The organism is Streptosporangium sp. NPDC002721, assembly GCF_042888905.1.
Classification (GTDB): domain Bacteria; phylum Actinomycetota; class Actinomycetes; order Streptosporangiales; family Streptosporangiaceae; genus Streptosporangium.
This window is the reverse complement of record NZ_JBIAQI010000002.1, coordinates 224,732-242,928: the sequence shown is the minus strand read 5'-3', so window position 1 is coordinate 242,928 and position 18,197 is coordinate 224,732. Positions and strand designations below refer to the sequence as shown.

At 67.5% G+C, this 18,197-nt stretch carries 14 protein-coding genes; 4 read left to right on the top strand and 10 right to left on the bottom strand.

Features of this window, described 5'->3' with window-relative positions:
- Positions 1 to 134 precede the first annotated feature (134 nt).
- Both ACFYWM_RS03280 and ACFYWM_RS03275 read right to left on the bottom strand, forming a co-directional pair.
- Complete coding sequence (locus tag ACFYWM_RS03280) at positions 135 to 329, bottom strand: DUF397 domain-containing protein (protein WP_389907916.1); 195 nt, start codon at positions 327 to 329, stop codon at positions 135 to 137.
- Complete coding sequence (locus ACFYWM_RS03275) at positions 320 to 1,144, bottom strand: Scr1 family TA system antitoxin-like transcriptional regulator (RefSeq protein WP_389907914.1); 825 nt, start codon at positions 1,142 to 1,144, stop codon at positions 320 to 322. The genes ACFYWM_RS03280 and ACFYWM_RS03275 overlap by 10 nt, the downstream gene beginning before the upstream one ends.
- A gap of 177 nt (positions 1,145 to 1,321) precedes the next feature.
- Between ACFYWM_RS03275 and ACFYWM_RS03270 the strand changes: the two genes are divergently transcribed.
- Positions 1,322 to 1,651: a hypothetical protein gene (locus ACFYWM_RS03270; protein ID WP_389907912.1), complete on the top strand. Its 330-nt coding sequence runs from the start codon at positions 1,322 to 1,324 to the stop codon at positions 1,649 to 1,651.
- 917 nt (positions 1,652 to 2,568) lie between these two features.
- Entirely contained in the window at positions 2,569 to 3,729 is a 1,161-nt protein-coding gene (locus tag ACFYWM_RS03265) for a hypothetical protein (protein WP_389907910.1), read from the top strand.
- Positions 3,730 to 3,964: 235 nt separating this feature from the next.
- On the opposite strand, the gene ACFYWM_RS03260 is transcribed toward ACFYWM_RS03265, so the two are convergent.
- Positions 3,965 to 5,365 (bottom strand): family 43 glycosylhydrolase, encoded by a 1,401-nt coding sequence (locus ACFYWM_RS03260; RefSeq protein WP_389907908.1) that lies wholly within the window; start codon positions 5,363 to 5,365, stop codon positions 3,965 to 3,967.
- A gap of 531 nt (positions 5,366 to 5,896) precedes the next feature.
- Here ACFYWM_RS03260 and ACFYWM_RS03255 point away from each other — a divergent pair.
- Positions 5,897 to 7,369, top strand: a complete 1,473-nt coding sequence (locus tag ACFYWM_RS03255; RefSeq protein WP_389907906.1) for an RICIN domain-containing protein — start codon at positions 5,897 to 5,899, stop codon at positions 7,367 to 7,369.
- 343 nt (positions 7,370 to 7,712) lie between these two features.
- Here the strand turns inward: ACFYWM_RS03255 and ACFYWM_RS03250 are convergent, their stop codons facing one another.
- On the bottom strand, positions 7,713 to 9,083 hold the full coding sequence (locus tag ACFYWM_RS03250; protein ID WP_389907904.1) for a S1C family serine protease: 1,371 nt from the start codon (positions 9,081 to 9,083) through the stop codon (positions 7,713 to 7,715).
- A gap of 201 nt (positions 9,084 to 9,284) precedes the next feature.
- Complete coding sequence (locus ACFYWM_RS03245) at positions 9,285 to 10,394, bottom strand: NAD(P)/FAD-dependent oxidoreductase (protein WP_389907902.1); 1,110 nt, start codon at positions 10,392 to 10,394, stop codon at positions 9,285 to 9,287.
- Between the two features lie 243 nt (positions 10,395 to 10,637).
- Here ACFYWM_RS03245 and ACFYWM_RS03240 point away from each other — a divergent pair, with 243 nt between their 5' ends.
- Positions 10,638 to 11,108 (top strand): MarR family winged helix-turn-helix transcriptional regulator, encoded by a 471-nt coding sequence (locus ACFYWM_RS03240; protein WP_389907900.1) that lies wholly within the window; start codon positions 10,638 to 10,640, stop codon positions 11,106 to 11,108.
- A 127-nt stretch (positions 11,109 to 11,235) separates the two neighbouring features.
- Here ACFYWM_RS03240 and ACFYWM_RS03235 read toward each other — a convergent pair whose 3' ends face one another.
- The 5 genes from ACFYWM_RS03235 to lon all read right to left on the bottom strand — a co-directional run bounded on the left by ACFYWM_RS03235 (position 11,236) and on the right by lon (position 18,079).
- On the bottom strand, positions 11,236 to 12,771 hold the full coding sequence (locus tag ACFYWM_RS03235; protein ID WP_389907898.1) for an acyl-CoA synthetase: 1,536 nt from the start codon (positions 12,769 to 12,771) through the stop codon (positions 11,236 to 11,238).
- 144 nt (positions 12,772 to 12,915) lie between these two features.
- Complete coding sequence (locus ACFYWM_RS03230) at positions 12,916 to 13,521, bottom strand: hypothetical protein (RefSeq protein ID WP_389907896.1); 606 nt, start codon at positions 13,519 to 13,521, stop codon at positions 12,916 to 12,918.
- A 168-nt stretch (positions 13,522 to 13,689) separates the two neighbouring features.
- On the bottom strand, positions 13,690 to 14,346 hold the full coding sequence (locus ACFYWM_RS03225; RefSeq protein WP_389907894.1) for a methionine ABC transporter permease: 657 nt from the start codon (positions 14,344 to 14,346) through the stop codon (positions 13,690 to 13,692).
- Positions 14,346 to 15,305 carry a methionine ABC transporter ATP-binding protein gene (locus ACFYWM_RS03220; RefSeq protein WP_389907892.1) on the bottom strand — a complete coding sequence of 320 codons (960 nt, stop codon included), beginning with the start codon at positions 15,303 to 15,305 and terminating at the stop codon, positions 14,346 to 14,348. Before ACFYWM_RS03220 ends, ACFYWM_RS03225 begins: the two co-directional genes overlap by 1 nt.
- A 404-nt stretch (positions 15,306 to 15,709) precedes the next feature.
- A complete protein-coding gene (gene lon, locus ACFYWM_RS03215) occupies positions 15,710 to 18,079 on the bottom strand; it encodes an endopeptidase La (RefSeq protein WP_389907890.1) in 2,370 nt (789 codons plus the stop codon).
- Between the last annotated feature and the right edge of the window lie 118 nt (positions 18,080 to 18,197).

Here is an 18,197-nt window from a genome sequence, read left to right as displayed (position 1 = left end):
CCTGGTCTTACAGGCCACGATGATCCACCGTCGTCCGGCCTCGCCCAAGGTCGTTGTCACCCAAGGGCTCGCGCAGGAGTTCGGCCAGCAACACCACGGCGAAAAGCCGGTCACCGCCTCGGAAGGAGAACGGCTTAGATGGTGTCCGCTTTCACGGAGGTGATGAAGTCGGCCCATACCTCGGGGGTGAACGTCAGGGCGGGGCCGTTGGGGTTCTTGCTGTCGCGGACGGCCACGATGCCGGGGAGGTTGGTGGCTACCTCGACGCAGTCGCCGCCGTTGCCGCCGCTGCGGCTGCTCTTGAACCACCGGGCGTCCGTCAGGTCCATGATCCCATCGCTTTCTCCATCAGGGCCACCGATGCGGACTGCGGCAGGGCGCAGGCCCGTAGCGCGTCGAGCTGGGTCAACAGGGTCTCGATCTCGGTGGAACCGTTGACGATCTGGCCTTCGGCTGCGGTTTCCAAATAAACTATATCGGGCGATCCTCTGAAGCTCGCGATCACGAAAGCCCCAGTTAGACCGGCGTGCGCGCCCACTTCCAGCGGGATGACCTGAATGGTGATTCGAGGGCGACGGACCAGTTCGAGAAGCTGCTCCAGCTGCTTGCGCATGACCTGCGGGCCACCGACCGGACGGATCAGCACGGCCTCATCGAGGGTGGCCCAGAACATGGGCGGGTCCGGCTTGGTGAGGATCCGCTGCCGTTCCATGCGCGTGGCGACCAATTCCTCCACCTGCTCGTCGGTGTCGCCTGGTCGTCCCGCGCGCAGAACCGCCCGCGCATAGTCCTCAGTCTGTAGCAGTCCCGGAACGAGGACGGGCTGGAAGCTTCGCAGGGTGCGTGCCTCTCGTTCCAGCTCGACGAACGGCCGGAACCACACGGGGTAGACGTCTCTGCCGATCAGGGGCCACAGGCGGACGAGAGCACCGCCCGTCTCCATCACCTCGTCACACTTCGCCGCGAACTCCCTCGTCGGGGCGCGCTTGGCCGTCTCGACGAGCCCGACGAGGGAGGTGGAGTAGGAGATTCTGTGGGCCAGTTCCTTCTGGCTCCATTGTGCTTGCTCTCGGTATTTGCGCAGTTCAGAACCCCAGTAAGCAAGGACGCTGGCGTTCGCGTCCAGCTCGCTCGGTGAGGGCATCTGCACTCCCGTCCTTCATGGCTCTACACGGATCGTTGCGGGTCCTACATGAGACGCAACTGAATGTGCGGATTGAGTGTTGGAGGCGCACACCTACCGAACGTAGTCGCCTGGCGACAGTCTTGGAAGGGGAATCCGAGCACGCACATCAACCACGCCGAGAGGAGACGGACAACGATGATCGCTCCCGCTCTGCTGACCGGAACGCCTGCCGTACACGCCGCTGAGCAGCTGAGTAACGCGCTGCAACAGCATGGGATCGCCGCTGACGTCCATGACGGCTACGGCGTCACCCTGGTGTCGGTCTGGGTCGATCTTCTGGTCTGGACCGACGGCTTCGTCTACCGCTGGTGGACGGGACAGTTCTCGGGGCGGAGCCGCCGACGGCTCTACACGGCCTACACCGTGGACAACCCAGCCGCCACCGCCCGCTGCGTCGCCCGCCGGTACGAGGAACTACAGCAGGGCCCCCCAGTGTCGCCACCGCTTCACGGGGACCCATTGTGATGCTGGTTAAGGAGTGTCTGAGTCCGCACGTGGCCATGACGCAACGCGATCACACACGACTGCAATGGCGGCCTCCAGATCGGGTCGCTGATCGCGTAAGGGCTGTGAGCTGGACGTGTGTATGCCGCGCCACGGTCTACGAACTGTGCCAAGGCGGCAGGCAAGCGTTCATCCGGCGAACCGTTCAACTCGACCGCGAGCACGAGATCCACGAGACGTGCCGATGGTCTTTCCCCGAAGCTCGGGTGATCTGGGCGGCGCTGCTGTCCGGTAGAGCCCGGTAGAACGGGCGTGGCGGCGTGTGCTTCGGAGGGACGGCGTCGCCACGCCTGCCAGGAGTCACCATGCAGGCTCCTGGCCCATTCCTCCCCCGCCCCCGATAGCTGCCAGATTGTGTGTCCCGACCGAGGGGTCAACTCCGTCTTCGCGTGTCCGTTCCCCACGGCGTACACCGCTACCCCACATCCAACAGGTACAGACGAAGTAGGCGCCGACCGAGGGACACGAACACTCTGGTAACGGGGGCGGGGGTCGCAAACAGCAACCGGGCTTCTGATCACGCTTATCAATGATCACTGCAAGCAGGCTGCACTGAAGGCTTGATCGTTTGCAAAGTACCTGTCGAAGCAAGTCGAAAGGCCGAGGATGACCTGGCCAACCCGATGAACAGGCAACTGCCCTCCTACAGGACCCCTTGCACATGGAAGCGATCAGCTTCTGAGATTGGGATCACCTACTTTCAGACAGGAAATCCCTTGGAACTGTAGAAGCCCCGTGGCTTGGAAGTGGTGTACGACCACCACCGTTGCTATCGGTCGGCAACCTTCGAGCCATCAGGAACAGTTGCAGGTATCAAGGCGACGCACCTTCAAGTCAGATCCTTACACACCAGACCTCTTGTCGACTACCCTGGGCAGATGAACCTTCAAGCGCAGATTGAGCTTATTACCAACCCTCAAGACTTTATGCGTTTCTGCAACGCTGTCCTCCAGGCTGAATACGGCATGGATTTTCTTCCGATTGATGACGATCGACCAGACCGGGGAAATGACGGTTACTTAAAATCGGAGAAGAGAATCTTCGCAGCACACTGCTTCAAGCGGATTCAAAATCAACGCCTAGACAACGAAATTTTATCCAAGATGACGGGAGACCTAAAGAAAGCGGCCAAACTTAAGAATGAAGGAGATTGGGACATTTCCCATTGGACATTCTTGTCAAACTACCCAATACCGGAACATATTGCCTCTCTAGTGTTGAAGGCAGGGAGAGACGCAGGTATCGAAGTAAGCTGGAGAGGTCCGGAATACTTCGCCGATCGCCTTCAAAAATTCAGGAGCGTGCGAGAACAGTTTCCAAATTTAATAGCACATGACGTCCTGGCCCAGCTCGACGAAATAACGAAAATACTTGAATCCCTATCTCGCCCACCAGAGGTAATCAAAATTGATTGGGTACCTCGAAATCCGAACGAACAGCAGATACTCGTCTCGCAATCCTTACCCGCATGGGAATATCTCCTCTTTGCAGGCATCCTGCTGCAAGGAAAAGAAAGGCTTGAGCCGAAATGGCGAGACTTTCAGAGTGGCCATGGTCGCCGAAATGGAATATATTTAGATAAGTCCTCGGCGGCGACACGACTACAAGGAGCCCTAGGCGATGCCATCCAAATAGCTGCAGGCATCAGATCGATATTTACACCCGCTGTGCAACAGCAAGCATTCGGTCCTCCCGGCGTCGCAGGGGACGCAGCGACCATTTCACATTTCGCTGGACGCATCGTTTCAGCTTACGAGGACCTCCTGGATTGGGCTAGCGATATTCGCGGCGCCGTATATCCTGAGGAATTCCAACGAGCAGCCGCGTTGGCCGCCCTTGTGGCGGATCAACCTAGCAGAGATATACGTTTTTTTATCGATAGAGTGGTATTTGAATTCGGAAAGATCCCTGCATGGCTAGCCCAGCCCAACAGGAAAAGATTAGACATCAATCTCACTCTAGATCTATCCGCAAATGATGCTGCCCTCAAAGCCTTCACCAAGGAATTCACGCGGGCTCGAAAGAGATCGTGGATTTGAAACTAAACCCAGAGCCAACCTTCCAATCACCCTGTACATCATTTCCCTACCAATCCGTTGGCCATCTGCTTGTCGCGAGGGTCCTATAGCTTGCAGGGCTATATTGACCCAGGTCAAAGCTAGAGACCTGCTCTTGCCATGCAGTCCTGGCGATCCTTGCGCGAACCGGCGATATCAAAAAATGGTAACTTGAAGCGATGTTCTCCGAATAGTCTGTCGCGACAGGAAAGACGGCTCAGAGGGTGGGCACGATCGGGCGGATCGTGCCGTCCGTGTTGAACTCCATCCGGTCGACGGCCACCTCCCGGTTGGTCCCGTTCCCCGCCGGTACGGCGAACCGGTGGTAGGCGACGTACCACGTGTCGGTGCCGGGCGCGCGGACGACCGAGTGGTGGCCGGGGCCCTTGATCCCGGCCTCCAGCCGCTTCTGCAGAACGACGCCGCGTCTGGTCCACGGTCCCGTCGGGCTCGTCCCCGTGGCGTACGCCACCCGGTAGTCCTCGCTTCGGGTGTCGTTCTCCGACCACATGAAGTAGTAGGTCCCGTTCCGCTTGAACACGAACGGCGCCTCGTTGTAGCCCGACGGGGTGATCACGCGCACCTGCGCGGGGTCGAAGGAGGTCATGTCGCCGTTCAACGGCACGACGCGGGCGGCGCCCTGGCCCCAGTACAGGTAGGAGCGGCCGTCGTCGTCGGTGAAGACCATCGGGTCGATCGCCTGGCCGGAGTACTGGCCGGCGGCGACGAGCGGCCGGCCGAGCGCGTCCCGGAACGGGCCCGCGGGCGAGTCGGACACCGCGACGCCCAGCTGCTTGGCGGTGTTCCCGGAGGTCGCGCCGCCGCTGAAGTACAGGTAGTACCGGCCGTTGGCAGCGGCGACCGCGGGCGCCCAGGCCGAGTCGTCGGCCCACGACACGTCCGGGCCGTGGTTCAGGACGACGCCGTGGTCGGTCCAGTTCACCAGGTCGGCGGAGGAGAAGGCCTTGTAGTACGTGCCGCCCCAGCCCGCGTAGCCGTCGGTCGTCGCGTACAGGTAGTAGCGGCCGCCCGCGGCGATGACGTGCGGGTCGGCGAACAGGCCCGGAATCACCGGGTTGCGGTTCGTCCTGGGCGCCCACGGCGCCGCGATCCTGAACGAGCTGTCCGCGCGGAAGGCCGCGGTGTCCTGGTAGGTGTCCAGCCAGAGCCCGAAATCACGGTGCCTGATCCGCCGGCCCGGATAGTTGTAGGAGGTCAGGGACGTCGAGCCGGCGACCGACCCGTCCACGGCGCAGAAGGTGGCGTCGGCGCGGAAGGTCGCGTCGCCGGTGTTGGCGTCGACGCGCAGCCGCCAGTCGCGGTGCCGCAGGAACAGGCCGTTCCTGGCCTGGAAGGAGTAGCAGGACGGCGAGGCCAGGCCGTTGACGACGGTGAAGGTGGCGTCGAGCCTGGTCTGGGCCGGGCTCGCGGAGGTCACCGGGTCGAGGCGGCCGAGCGCGTCGGCGTGCCGGACGTAGTGGCCGGGATAGTTGACCGCCTCCAGCGACCGGGCGCCGGTCGGCAGCGTCGCGGCGTGCGCCGGGGAGGCCGTCGTCACCAGGGCGGGAATCGCGAGCACGAGCGCGGCCGTCCCGGCCACCCATCTGCCGACCGTCATACGGACCCCTTTTCGAGCACTGAAATGTTATCGCTAACATTCATCGGCGAAGAACCGCCCCGCGAGGAGGCGGGGAACGCCGATACGCATGGCACACCATTCGCGACCGCTGCGGAACGGCAGGTCAGGTCGGCGCCACATCAGTGTGTGCGCTCACAATCGATCGGTCAAGCCTGTCAGACCCGGCGAACGAACGTTCCGGAATCCCCGCGGACCTGTTGACATCCGCGATGGCGACGTAAACACTCTGCGGAAACGCAGCGGAACATTGACGCGCCCCGACCGCCACCGCCCAACGGGTCAATGTGGACCGTTAATTGTTAGCGCTAACGCAATCGCACGCCATTTTGCCCCTCGCAGAAGGGTGCCCGTCGTGTCCCTGCGCCGAACGACTCTCGCGGGCGTCGCGTCACCGGCGACCGCGCCGACCCGCGTCGTCACCCTCGTCGCCGGACGACGGCCCACAGCGGAGAGGGAACCCGCCCAGATCACCTACCGGGCCGGATCACGTATCAGGAGGTGTGGATCACCATGAGAACGAGCTCGCGCGGGGCGATCGGCAGAGCGGTCGCCGCCGTCCTGCTCATCGCCGGTGCCGTCGTCGCCCAGCAGGTGGCACCGGCCCAAGCCACCCGAGCCTCCCAGGTCACCCAGGCCGCCGAGGTCACGATCACCAACGGGACGCAGTTCCGCGACACCGCAGGGAACCTGCTGCAGGCCCACGGGGGCGGGGTGCTGAAGGTGGGCGCGTACTACTACTGGTTCGGCGAGAACCGCAACGCCGACAACACCTTCCGCGCCGTCTCGGTCTACCGCTCCACCGACCTGCGGAACTGGGAGTTCCGGCGCGACGTCCTCACCCGTACGTCGGCCGCCGAGCTGAACGTCTCCAACATCGAACGGCCGAAGGTCATCTACAACAGCTCGACCGGCCGCTACGTCATGTGGATGCACAAGGAGAACGGCGTCGACTACGGGCAGGCCCGCGCCGCCGTCGCCTCCTCCGCGACCGTGGACGGCGACTACACCTACCACGGCAGCTTCCGCCCCCTGGGACAGCACATGTCCAGGGACATCACCCTCTACAACGACAACGGCACCGCGTACATGATCTCGGCCGCGAACGAGAACTACGACCTGCACATCTACCGCCTCACCTCCGACTACCTGAACGTCGGCGCACTGGTCGGCAACTTCTGGCCCGGCGGCCACCGCGAGGCCCCGGCCATGTTCAAGCGCGGCAACACGTACTTCCTGCTGACGTCCGGGGCCACCGGCTGGAACCCGAACCAGGCCAGGTACGCGACGGCCTCCAGCGTCTCCGGCCCGTGGAGCGGGTGGACCAACGTCGGCGACGGCACGACGTTCGGCTCCCAGCCGGCGTACGTCCTGCCGGTGCAGGGCACCTCGACGACGAGCTACCTCTACATGGGCGACCGGTGGGCCGGCGCGTGGGGCGGCCCGGTGAACGACTCCCAGTACGTGTGGCTGCCGATCACGTTCCCGTCCGCCACGAGCATGAGCCTGAGCTGGAGCTCGCAGGTCACCGTCGACACCGCCACCGGCGTGATCTCCGGTTCCGTCACACCGGCGTACCGGATCACGGCCCGGCACAGCGGCAAGGTGATGGACGTCGTCAACGCCTCCACCGCCAACAACGCCGAGGTGAAGCAGTATCCGTGGAACGGCGGCGGCAACCAGAAGTGGCAGTTCCAGGACACCGGCGACGGCTACTTCCGCCTGGTCGGCCAGCACAGCGGCAAGTGCCTCGACGTCGCCAACGCCTCGACGGCCGACGGCGCCAACGTCATCCAGTACACCTGCGGCACCGGCACCAACCAGCAGTGGCAGTGGACCGCCACCGGCGGCTACCACCAGCTCAGGGCCCGCCACAGCGGCAAGTGTCTCGACGTGGCGAGCGCCTCGACCGCCGACGGCGCCGACATCCAGCAGTACGCCTGCGGCACCGGCACCAACCAGCAGTGGACCCGCGCCCAGTCCTGACCACCGGCACGCCCGGAAGGGACGCGCGGCCCGGCGGGTGATCAGATGACCGTCCTGCGGCGATCACGCGGACGGGCGAAGCTCTCCGGGGGTGAACACGACGTCCGAGGGCGTGTTTCCAGGGGAGCACGCCCTCGATCGCCGGTCGAATGCCCGAAAGGCGTGGCGGGCGGCGTCCCTCAGTGTCAGGTCCGGGACTTGCGGTGGGCACTACCGGGTTCGAACCGGTGACATCTTGCCTGTAAGGCGAGAGCGCGACGCCTGAGCGACGGCCCCGGGCGCCAAGACGCCGCCGGGGTCGTGGCCGATCGGCCACGACCCCGGCGGCGTTCCCGCCCTGGTATTACTCGCCGGTCTTCTCGGCGAGGGTCACGGTGACGGTGCCGGGCTGCCCGTCGCGGACGTAGGCGATGGTCACCTGCTGGCCGGGCTTGAAGCCGCGGACGGCTCCGACCACGGTGGCCGCCTCGTCCACGGCCGTGTCGTTGATCTTGGTGATCAGGTCGCCCTGCTGGATGCCCGCCTTGGCGGCAGGGCTTCCCTCGGTGACCTGGCCGACCAGGGCGCCGCCCGCGTCCCCGGTGGCGTCGGTCATGCTCACGCCCAGGAAGGCGTGGGAGACCCTGCCGCTCTCGATGAGCTGCTGGGCGACCTGGTTGGCGGTGGTGATGGGGATGGCGAAGCCGACCCCGATGCTGCCCTCACCGCCGTTGGTGGCGATGGCGGTGTTGATGCCCACCACCTCCCCGGCCGCGTTGACCAGCGCCCCTCCCGAGTTGCCGGGGTTGATCGCCGCGTCGGTCTGGATGGCGCCACCGATGGTGGTGGCCCCGCCGCCGCCCTGCTGCTGCCTGCCCCAGCCGGGCGGGAGCTGCTGCTGTCCCTGGTCGCCGCCGACGGTGAGCGTACGGTTCAGCGCGCTGACGATTCCCGCGGTGACCGAACCCGACAGGCCCAGCGGGCTGCCGATGGCGAGGACGGAGTCGCCCACCTTCAGCCGGTCGCTGTCGCCGAGCGTGGCCTTGGTGAGCCCGGAGAGGCCCTCCGCCTTGATGACCGCGAGGTCGGTGGCCGGGTCGGTACCGATGATCTTCGCGGTGGCGGACTTCCCGTCGCTGAACTTGACGGTCACCTGGCTGCCCGGGCCCCCCTGGCCTCCGGCCTCTACCACGTGGTTGTTGGTCAGGATCAGGCCGTCGGCCGACAGTACCACGCCGGACCCCTCGCCCCCGCCGGCGGCGGTCCTGACCTGGATCGACACCACGGAGGGCTGGACGGCCTGGGCGATGTCGGCGACCGTGGTCGCGTTGCCGACCGGGCTGACCAGCGGGGCGGACGACGAGATCGGCGCGGCGGCGCCGCTGTTGAGACTCGTCGCGGCGAAGGCCCCCGCGACCCCGCCACCGACGGCCATGGCCGCCAGCGCGAGACCGGCACCTACCTTCTGCCCGGCGCTGAGCCGCCCCCGCGGCGCGGGGACCGCCCCCGGTCCCCCGTGATGCCCCCCGGAACCCCCGGCCCCTCCGGCTCCCCCGAGCCCCTCGGCGGCGAGCTGCTCCGGCACCGGGTGGATCAGCGTCGGCTGCGGTCCGGTGTCGGCGCCGGCACGGTAGGTGCCGGCCCGAGGCGGCACCTTGCCGAACTGGGTCCAGCCGTCGTTCCCGGGGGTCGCCTCGGCCGGTGCGTTCTGCTGCTCGTTCCTGTTCGGGTCCATGTCGTCTTCCCCCACGTCCTACGTCCCCCGGTCGAACCGGGCGGAGGCCGGTCCTCACCGGCTAGTGAAAACAATGCCCGACCGCGTATAAGACCTGGTTAAGAGCCTGATCGTGATGATCGTGATCCTCTGACAACGGCTTTATCAGCCGTGCTCAGCGGGGGTCCCGGTCACCTGAAATCACCGGCCGACCACTTTCCGCTACCGCTCGCCGGTCCCGAAGAACTCCTCCTGCTTCTCGATCAGCAGGTTGCCGCCCTTGATCTGCGTGACGCCGGCGCTGTCGAGGACGCCGTCCTGGCCGGGGAGCTGGCCCGCGCCGCGGTCGGGGCCGAGCGGCACCAGGATGACGGGCGGCATCGGCTCGTACTCCCCCACCTCTCCCTCGCCGGTGATCAGGGCGCGGATGTTCGCGGCGACGACGTCGGCCTGCATGCCCGCGTGCGCGGCCATCGGCGGGCCCAGGGTGGTGATGTCGCCGAGCGCGAAGACGCTGTCCTGCCCGGTCACCCGCAGCTCGGGGGTCACCTCGACGAGGCGCCTCTCCGTGAGGGCGGGGGCCAGGTCGTCGGCGAGGTAGCCGGTGAGGGGCGTGACGCCGTGGCAGCGGTACCAGATGTCGGCGGTGACCTCGGTGCCCGCCTCGGTGGTCACGGTGAAGGGCGCGGCGGTGCCGGGCTCGGTCGGCGGCGCCTCGCGCAGCGGGCTGCCCAGCAGCACCTCGATGCCGAGCTCGTCCAGCTGGCGGCGCAGCTCGGCGCGCAGCTCGGGCTTGAACGGGCCGGGGAGGATGTCGTCGCCGATGTCGGCGACGGTGACGCGCTTGTCGGGCCAGACGGCCCTGATCTCCCCTGCGAGTTCCAGGCCCACCGGGCCCGCGCCCAGCAGCAGCACCCCGTCGGCCGCGGCGAGGGCCTGGTGCGAGACCCGGTAGCGCTCGTGCGCGACCTCGGTCTCGACGGCGTCGCTCTTGCCGGGGAACGGGTAGGAGGAGCCGGTCGCGAGCACGATGTAGTCGGCGGCGATCTCCTCGCCCGACCCGAGGACGACGCGCTTGGAGTCGACGCTGACGGCCCGGTCGCGGACCACCCGGCCCCGGGTGAGCAGGGTGTCGTACGGGAAGTAGATGCGCGGCAGCCAGGCCGGGTCCACCAGCGCCCGCAGCGCGGCGAGGTTGTGCACGAAGGCGTCCTTGGGGTCGACGAGCACGACGTCGGCCACGTCGTCGAGCGCCTTGGCGACGCGGACGCCTCCGTAGCCTCCGCCGACCACGACGACGGTGGGCTGCCAGGCGGGTGCGGTTTCGCTCATCACAGGTTCCCGATCTCTTTCTGTACGGAATCACGGTGGTCCGGCACGGGTCGCGGCCCCGGACGGCCGTCGGTCGAACCCGGCCACCTCACGGCGGACACGCCGACCGGGACCCCGAAAAAGGCTCTGACCAGGTCGTACGTGCCGATGCGGGTGTCCGGCATGTCGTTGACACTAACACATCGTTGAAAAGCATCAACTATCTAATTCCTTCGATCATTTGATCCGTGTTACGGTACGAGCATGGAAGTCGAGGACATCCGGCCACCCAGGGCCGTGGATCGCCTCGGCATGCTCCTGGCACGTCACGGCACCGTCACGAACATCCGCATGCGTCAGGCGCTCGGGGTGACCGGCCTGACCCCCAGGCACGCCATCGCGCTGATGAACCTCGACGACAACGGCCCCATGGGCCAGCAGGCCCTCATCGAGGCACTCGCGGTCGATCCCAGCGTTCTGGTGGCGATCCTCAACGACCTGGAGCGTGACGGGCTCGCCGAGCGCCGCCGCGACCCCGCCGACCGGCGCCGCCACATCGTGGAGATGACCGCCGCGGGAGCCGACGCGCTCACCAAGGTGCAGGAGGCGCTCACGGCGATGGAGCGCGAGCTGTGCTCCGGCCTCGACGAGCAGGAGATCGTCCAGCTCTACGGGCTCCTCAGCCGCATCAACACCTCGGCCGAGGAGGAGAAGCGGGCCTGCACCGAGGAGTGACCGCCCGTCGCGAGCGAGCCCGCCGATCAGCGAGCCCGCCGATCAGGAGGGTGAGAGCACGACCCAGGAGGGTGAGAGCGCCGCCCCCGGACGGCTCAGAAGGGTGAGAGCACCGCCCCCGGACGGCTCAGGAGCCGGCGGGCCAGTACTCGTCGCGCAGGAGGCGCTTGTAGAGCTTCCCCGTGGGATGCCTGGGCAGTTCCTCGCGGAAGTCGACCGAGCGGGGACACTTGTAGAGCGCGAGCTGGGACCGGCAGTACTCGATCAGCTCGGCCTCCAGCCCCGGGCCCGCCAGGTCCATGGAGAGCGGCTGGACGACGGCCTTGACCTGCTCGCCCATCTCCTCGTCGGGGATGCCGAAGACGGCCACGTCCGCCACCTTCGGGTGGACGGCCAGGACGTTCTCGGCCTCCTGCGGGTAGATGTTGACCCCGCCAGAAATGATCATGTAGGAGCGGCGGTCGGTGAGGTAGAGGAAGCCCTCCTCGTCGACGTAGCCGATGTCCCCGAGGGTGGTCCAGCCCCGGCCCCGGGGGTCGCGCGAGGCCCGCGTCTTGTCCTCGTCGCCGTGGTAGACGAACTGGGGGCCGTCGGAGAAGTAGACCGTGCCGTGCTCGCGCGGCGGCAGCTCCTCGCCGTCCTCGTCGCAGATGTGGACGACGCCGAGCAGCGGGCGGCCGACCGTCCCCCTGTGGGCGAGCCAGTCCTGGGAGCCGACGTACAGGAAGCCGTTGCCCTCGGTCCCCGCGTAGTACTCGTGGACGATCGGGCCCCACCAGTCGATCATCCGTTCCTTGACGGGGACGGGACAGGGGGCGGCGGCGTGGATCGCGCAGGTCAGCGACGACAGGTCGTACCGCGCGCGGGTCTCCTCGGGCAGCTTGAGCATCTTGATGAACATGGTCGGCACCCACTGCGAGTGGGTGACGCGGTACTTCTCGACGAGCGCGAGCGCCTGCTCGGGGTCGAACTTCTCCATGACGACGAGCGTGGCCCCCAGACGCTGGAAGCTCATGCAGTAGCGCAGCGGGGCGGCGTGGTAGAGCGGCGCCGGGGAGAGGTAGACGCTGTCGGCGGAGGGCGCGAACAGGAACTGGATGAGCTGCAGCAGCGGCCCCGGAGTGTCCAGCGGGGCCTGCGAGAGGACGGGCTTGACGCCCTTGGGCCGCCCGGTGGTGCCCGAGGAGTAGAGCATGTCCATGCCCTGGCACTCGTCCTCGACCGGGGTGGCGGGGTGGGCGGCGACGGCCTTCTCGTACGGGTCGAAGCCGGGGGCCGCACCGTCCAGCATGAGCCGCAGCTCGACGCGCGGGGTGCGGTCGGCGATGGAGGCGGCCACCTCGGCGAGGGCGGCCGAGGAGATGAAGACGCGGGCCTCGCAGTTGTCGACGATGTAGGCGAGCTCGTCGGTCTTCAGCCGGGGGCTGATCGCGGTGTAGTACAGCCCGGAGCGGTGCGCGGCCCACGCGATCGTCAGGAACAGCGGATGGTTCTCCAGCATGAAGGCGATGTGGTCACCCGGCCGCAGCCCGGCGGCGCGGAAGAGGTGGGCGAGGCGGTTGGACTCCTCGTCCAGCTCGCGGTAGGTGACGACCCGTCCGGAGCCCGCCATGATCACAGCGGGCTTGTCGGGCGAGACTGCTGCGATCGCTCCCGGGTGCATGAAACCGAACATTACTCGGTGAGCAGTTCGGTGAGAAGTGCCCGCACGCGACCGGGCCGCGACCTCACGTGAGGTCGCGGCCCGGCGGGTGCCCGGGCCTCGGGAGAGCCCGGTGTGACCCTGTATCGGAGGGCCCGCTGTGGATCAGGCGTGGCTGTAGATGTGCTCCCAGCCGCTCTGGTAACCGTTGGGGTGGCCGTGGTTGCCCCGGCTCACCTTGACGTAGATGTGCTCGGCGTCCACACCGGAGAAGGAGTAGAAGCCGGGCTTCTTGGAGCAGTTCTTGAAGCTCTTGAAGGTGGACGAGCCGTCGAAGCCCACGACCCTGAAGGTCTCCCACGCGCAGAAGTGCTTGGGCTTGCTCCACCACTTGTGGTTGGTGAGCTTACTGTGCACGGTGTAGTGGTACTCGTGCTCCCACTTCCACGCGCGCTTCTTGAACCACTGCTTCACCCACTTGCACTTCTTTTCACCCTTGTACCAGGTGCACTTCTTGACGAACTTCGAGTACTTCTTCCAGTACCAGTGCTTCTGTGACTTCTTCTCGACGACGACCTTGCCCTCGGCCTCCGCCTTCTCGTCACCGGAGTAGTAAGGTCCCCAGGTGTCGGCGAAGACGGGGGTCGCGGAGGTCGCCGAGGCGGCCGCCTGGACGGGGGTCACGGTCTCGGCGTTGGCCATCGCCGGGGTAGCCGTGACGAGCAGGGCGGCCGTACCGGCGCCCAGGAGGATTCGGCTGGCGAATCGCATTGTGAGGGGTTCCTCTCGGGAGTGAGGATTTTGACACCCCAAGTTGTACGATGCGCCGATTGCCCGTCACTTTCACTTCACTTAAAACACCAGGCCAATGTAATGATCAAATCAGATTACTTACCGGATAAATCAGGAAATGACGGTAAATGATCAGTTGACAACCGGTCAGCCACGCGCGAGACGGCGGGCGACGGTGTCGCCGAGGGTCTGCACGAGCTGCACGACGGCGACCAGCACGACAACAGTGACGATCATGAGCGTGGTCTCGAACCGCTGGTAGCCGTAGCGGATGGCCAGGTCCCCGAGCCCTCCCCCGCCGATCGCCCCGGCCATCGCCGAGTACGAGATCAGCGCGACCACGGTCACCGTGAGCCCCGCGACCAGGCCGGGCATCGCCTCGGGCAGCAGCACCTTGCCGACGATGGTCACGCGCCCGGCCCCCATGGCCTGGGCGGCCTGCACCTTGTCCCTGCCGACCTCGCGCAGCGCGGTCTCCACCAGCCGGGCGAAGAACGGCGCCGCGCCGAGCGTGAGCGGGACCACCGAGGCGATGGTGCCGATGGTCGTGCCGACGATCAGCCTGGTCAGCGGGAGAATCGCGATCATCAGCACGATGAAGGGCAGCGAGCGGCCGATGTTGACGATCAGCCCGAGCACCCGGTTGAGCGCGGCCGAGGGGAACAGCCCGCCCCGGTCGGTGGCGACCAGCGCCACCCCGAGCGGGAGGCCGAGGATCACCGTGAACAGGGTCGACCACAGGACCATCTGGACGGTCTGGCCGGTCGACTCCATCAGCAGCGGGAACATCTCTTCCCAGGTCATCACGCCTCCTCGACGAGCAGGCCGCGTCCGGCCAGGTAGGTGAGCGCGGCGGCGCGCTCGTCACCGGTGACGAGCAGGCGCAGCCGTCCCGTCGAGACGCCCGCCACCTCCTCCAGGGCTCCGCCGAGGATGTTGACGTCCACGTCGAACTTGCGGACCACCTGCGACACCACCGGCTCGCCGGCCTGGCCGGTGAAGGTGATCGTGACGTGGCCCGGCTCGGGCTCCGGCAGGGGGAACAGCTCGGCGGCGAGCCTGGAGCCGGGCTTGGAGATCAGTTCGGGGATGGTCCCCGACTCCTCGACCCGGCCGTCCCGCATGACGGCGACCGAGTCGCAGATCGACTTGACGACGTGCATCTCGTGGGTGATCAGCAGGATCGTCAGGCCGAGCTCACGGTTGAGGCGCTTGAGCAGGGCGAGGATCGACTGCGTGGTGCCCGGGTCGAGCGCCGAGGTGGCCTCGTCCGACAGCAGCACAGGCGGGCTTCCGGCCAGCGCGCGGGCGATGCCGACCCGCTGCTTCTGGCCGCCCGACAGCTGTGCGGGGTGCGCCCCGGCCTTGTCGGCCAGCCCGACGAGCTCCAGCAGCTCGGCCGTACGCCTGGCGCGCTCGGCCTTGGCCACCCCCATGACCTCCAGCGGGAAGGCGACGTTGCCCGCGACCGTGCGGGAGGAGAGCAGCGCGAAGTGCTGGTGGATCATCCCGATCTTCTGCCGGGCCTTGCGCAGCTCGCCCTCGCGCAGGCCGGTCAGCTCCTGCCCGGCCACCGAGACGGTGCCGGAGGTGGGCCGCTCCAGCAGGTTCACGCAGCGCAGCAGGGTGCTCTTGCCGGCGCCGCTCTGCCCGAGCACGCCGAATATCTCACCCTCGCGGACGTGGAGGTCCACCCCGTCGACGGCGACCACCTCGCGGCCCCGATCCTGATAGACCTTCCGCAGGCCCGACACATCGATCACAGCAGGTCCCCAACGCGCCCTATATTTGCCCTCATTCCCGATATGTTATGTGAAACCGATCACCCGTCATGAATCCCCGGTCATCACCGGTACGGGTCCCGCAGGGGAACGGTACGGGTCCCGTAGAGGGACGGCCCGCTGCGCGAAGTCCTCCTTGATCGCCCGCATCCTCTCCCCGGGCGCGTGGAAACGGCCCTTCGTCTCCCCGTACGGCGTCAACCAGCCCTTGGCCGCCAGGTCGCGCAGGTCCCTGACCGCCTGCCCCTGGCTGAGCGACTCGTCCAGCCGGCACCCGCTCCGCGTCCGGGCCCTCGTGGACGACCTCCCCGGTGACGGACACGACGCGACGGCCCGCCCTCTCCGGGGGGAGGGCGGGCCGTCGCGGGGAGCACGGATCAGGCGACTCAGGCGGCGGTGTGCTGGGCCACCTTGGCCGGGGTGAGCGCGATCTCCAGGACCTCGCGCACGTCGCTCACCGCGTGGATGGTGAGCTCGTCGCGGACGGCCTGCGGGACGTCGTCCAGGTCGGGCTCGTTGCGCGCCGGGATCAGCACGGTCGTGATGCCCGCCCGGTGGGCGGCGAGCAGCTTCTGCTTCACCCCGCCGATCGGGAGCACCCGGCCGGTGAGGGAGACCTCGCCGGTCATGGCCACGTCACCGCGGACCTGGCGGCCGGAGAGCAGCGAGGCCAGGGCCGTGATCAGGGTGACGCCCGCGGACGGGCCGTCCTTGGGGACGGCTCCGGCCGGGAAGTGGACGTGCACCGAGCGGTCCTTGAGGGAGGCGACCGGCAGCTCCAGCTCCGCGCCCCGCGAGCGCAGGTAGGAGAGCGCGATCCTGGCCGACTCCTTCATCACGTCGCCGAGCTGGCCGGTCAGGGTGAGGCCGGTGTCGCCGGTCTCGGGGTCGGCCAGGGACGCCTCCACGTACAGGACGTCGCCGCCCGCCCCGGTGACCGCCAGCCCGGTGGCCACGCCGGGCACCGACGTGCGCTGGCTGGACTCGGGGAGCGAGGACTCCGGCACGTTGCGCGGGCGGCCCAGGTAGGGGACCAGGTCCCCGACCGTCACGGGCAGCTCGCTCTCGCCGAGCGCGACGTTGGCCGTCACCTTGCGCAGGATCCTCGCGATCGAGCGCTCCAGGGACCGGACTCCGGCCTCCCGGGTGTACTCGCCGGCGAGCTTGCGCAGGGCGTCCTCGCCGAGGGTGACGTCCTCGGCGGTGAGACCGGCCTTGTCGAGCTGGCGCGGGAGCAGGTGGTCGCGGGCGATGGCGACCTTCTCGTCCTCGGTGTAGCCGTCGAGCGTCACGATCTCCATGCGGTCGAGCAGCGGGCCGGGGACGGCCTCCAGCACGTTGGCGGTCGCCAGGAAGAGCACGTCGCTGAGGTCGAGCTCCACCTCCAGGTAGTGGTCGCGGAAGGTGTGGTTCTGCGCCGGGTCGAGGACTTCCAGCAGCGCGGCCGTCGGGTCGCCCCGGTAGTCGGAGCCGACCTTGTCGACCTCGTCGAGCAGCACGACCGGGTTCATCGAACCGGCCTCGCGGATGGCCCGGACGATCCGGCCGGACTGGGCGCCGACGTAGGTGCGCCGGTGACCGCGGATCTCGGCCTCGTCGCGCACGCCGCCGAGGGCGACGCGGACGAACTTGCGGCCCATGGCGCGGGCCACGGACTCGCCGAGGGAGGTCTTGCCGACCCCGGGAGGACCGGCGAGCGCCAGCACGGCGCCGCTGCGGCGCCCGCCGACCACGCCGAGGCCCTTCTCGGCCCTGCGCCCGCGGACGGCGAGGTACTCGATGATGCGGTCCTTGACGTCGTCGAGGCCGGTGTGGTCGGCGTCGAGGACGGCGCGGGCCGCGGCGATGTCGTACGAGTCCTCGGTCCGGTCGTTCCACGGGATGTCGAGGACGGTGTCGAGCCAGGTGCGGATCCAGCCGGTCTCGGGGGACTGGTCGGAGGTCCGCTCCAGCTTGTCGACCTCCTTGAGCGCGGCCGTGCGCACCTTCTCGGGCAGGTCGGCGGCCTCGACGCGGGAGCGGTAGTCCTCCTCCTCGGAGGCGGAGGTGTCACCGTTCAGCTCGGCGAGCTCCTTGCGGACCGCGGCGAGCTGCTGGCGGAGCAGGAACTCGCGCTGCTGCTTCTCCATGCCCTCCTGGACGTCCTTGCGGATCGTCTCGGCCACGTCGAGCTCGGCCAGGTGCTCACGGGACCACTCGACCAGCTTCTCCAGGCGGTCGGCGGGGTCGGCGGTCTGCAGGATCTCGGCCTTGCGCGGGGTGCTCAGCCAGGGGGCGTAGCCGGAGTTGTCGGCGAGGACCGAGGGGTCGTCCATCTGGTTGACCGCGTCGACGACCTGCCACGCGCCCCGCTTCTGCAGGATCGTGGTCGACAGCGCCTTGTACTCCTTGGCGAGCTCGTGGGCGCGCTCGCCCGCCGCGACGACGGGAATGCGGGTGGCCTGCACCCAGAGGGCCGCGCCGGGGCCGGTCGTGCCGGTGCCCACCCGGACCCGGTCGACACCGCGCACCACGGCCGCGGGCTCGCCTCCGGGGAGCCTGCCCACCTGCTCGACGATCGCCCGCACGCCCACCGAGCCGTATCTTCCGTCGATCCTGGGAACGAGAAGGACCTCGGGCTTGTTGTCAGCGAGAGCCTGTGCCGCGTCGATCGCGGCCCGGACCTCGGTCTCCGACAGGTCAAGCGGGACGACCATGCCCGGCAGCACGACCTCGTCGTCGAGCGGCAGGACCGGGAGGATCAAGCTCTCACTCATGTGAACTCCAAGGGTTGAGTTATACACACTCAATTAATGGGAGCCGGAGAATGTTCCCGAGGTTGAGCGAGTTCGCTGTGAGCGATCGTAATCGTGTAATCGTTACTTTCCAGTGCAC

Coding starts and splice junctions, on each gene's coding strand:
- ACFYWM_RS03280 (WP_389907916.1), bottom strand. CDS start 329: ATGGACCTGACGGACGCCCGGTGGTTCAAGAGCAGCCGCAGCGGCGGC.
- ACFYWM_RS03275 (WP_389907914.1), bottom strand. CDS start 1,144: ATGCCCTCACCGAGCGAGCTGGACGCGAACGCCAGCGTCCTTGCTTAC.
- ACFYWM_RS03270 (WP_389907912.1), top strand. CDS start 1,322: ATGATCGCTCCCGCTCTGCTGACCGGAACGCCTGCCGTACACGCCGCT.
- ACFYWM_RS03265 (WP_389907910.1), top strand. CDS start 2,569: ATGAACCTTCAAGCGCAGATTGAGCTTATTACCAACCCTCAAGACTTT.
- ACFYWM_RS03260 (WP_389907908.1), bottom strand. CDS start 5,365: ATGACGGTCGGCAGATGGGTGGCCGGGACGGCCGCGCTCGTGCTCGCG.
- ACFYWM_RS03255 (WP_389907906.1), top strand. CDS start 5,897: ATGAGAACGAGCTCGCGCGGGGCGATCGGCAGAGCGGTCGCCGCCGTC.
- ACFYWM_RS03250 (WP_389907904.1), bottom strand. CDS start 9,083: ATGGACCCGAACAGGAACGAGCAGCAGAACGCACCGGCCGAGGCGACC.
- ACFYWM_RS03245 (WP_389907902.1), bottom strand. CDS start 10,394: ATGAGCGAAACCGCACCCGCCTGGCAGCCCACCGTCGTCGTGGTCGGC.
- ACFYWM_RS03240 (WP_389907900.1), top strand. CDS start 10,638: ATGGAAGTCGAGGACATCCGGCCACCCAGGGCCGTGGATCGCCTCGGC.
- ACFYWM_RS03235 (WP_389907898.1), bottom strand. CDS start 12,771: ATGCACCCGGGAGCGATCGCAGCAGTCTCGCCCGACAAGCCCGCTGTG.
- ACFYWM_RS03230 (WP_389907896.1), bottom strand. CDS start 13,521: ATGCGATTCGCCAGCCGAATCCTCCTGGGCGCCGGTACGGCCGCCCTG.
- ACFYWM_RS03225 (WP_389907894.1), bottom strand. CDS start 14,346: ATGACCTGGGAAGAGATGTTCCCGCTGCTGATGGAGTCGACCGGCCAG.
- lon (WP_389907890.1), bottom strand. CDS start 18,079: ATGAGTGAGAGCTTGATCCTCCCGGTCCTGCCGCTCGACGACGAGGTC.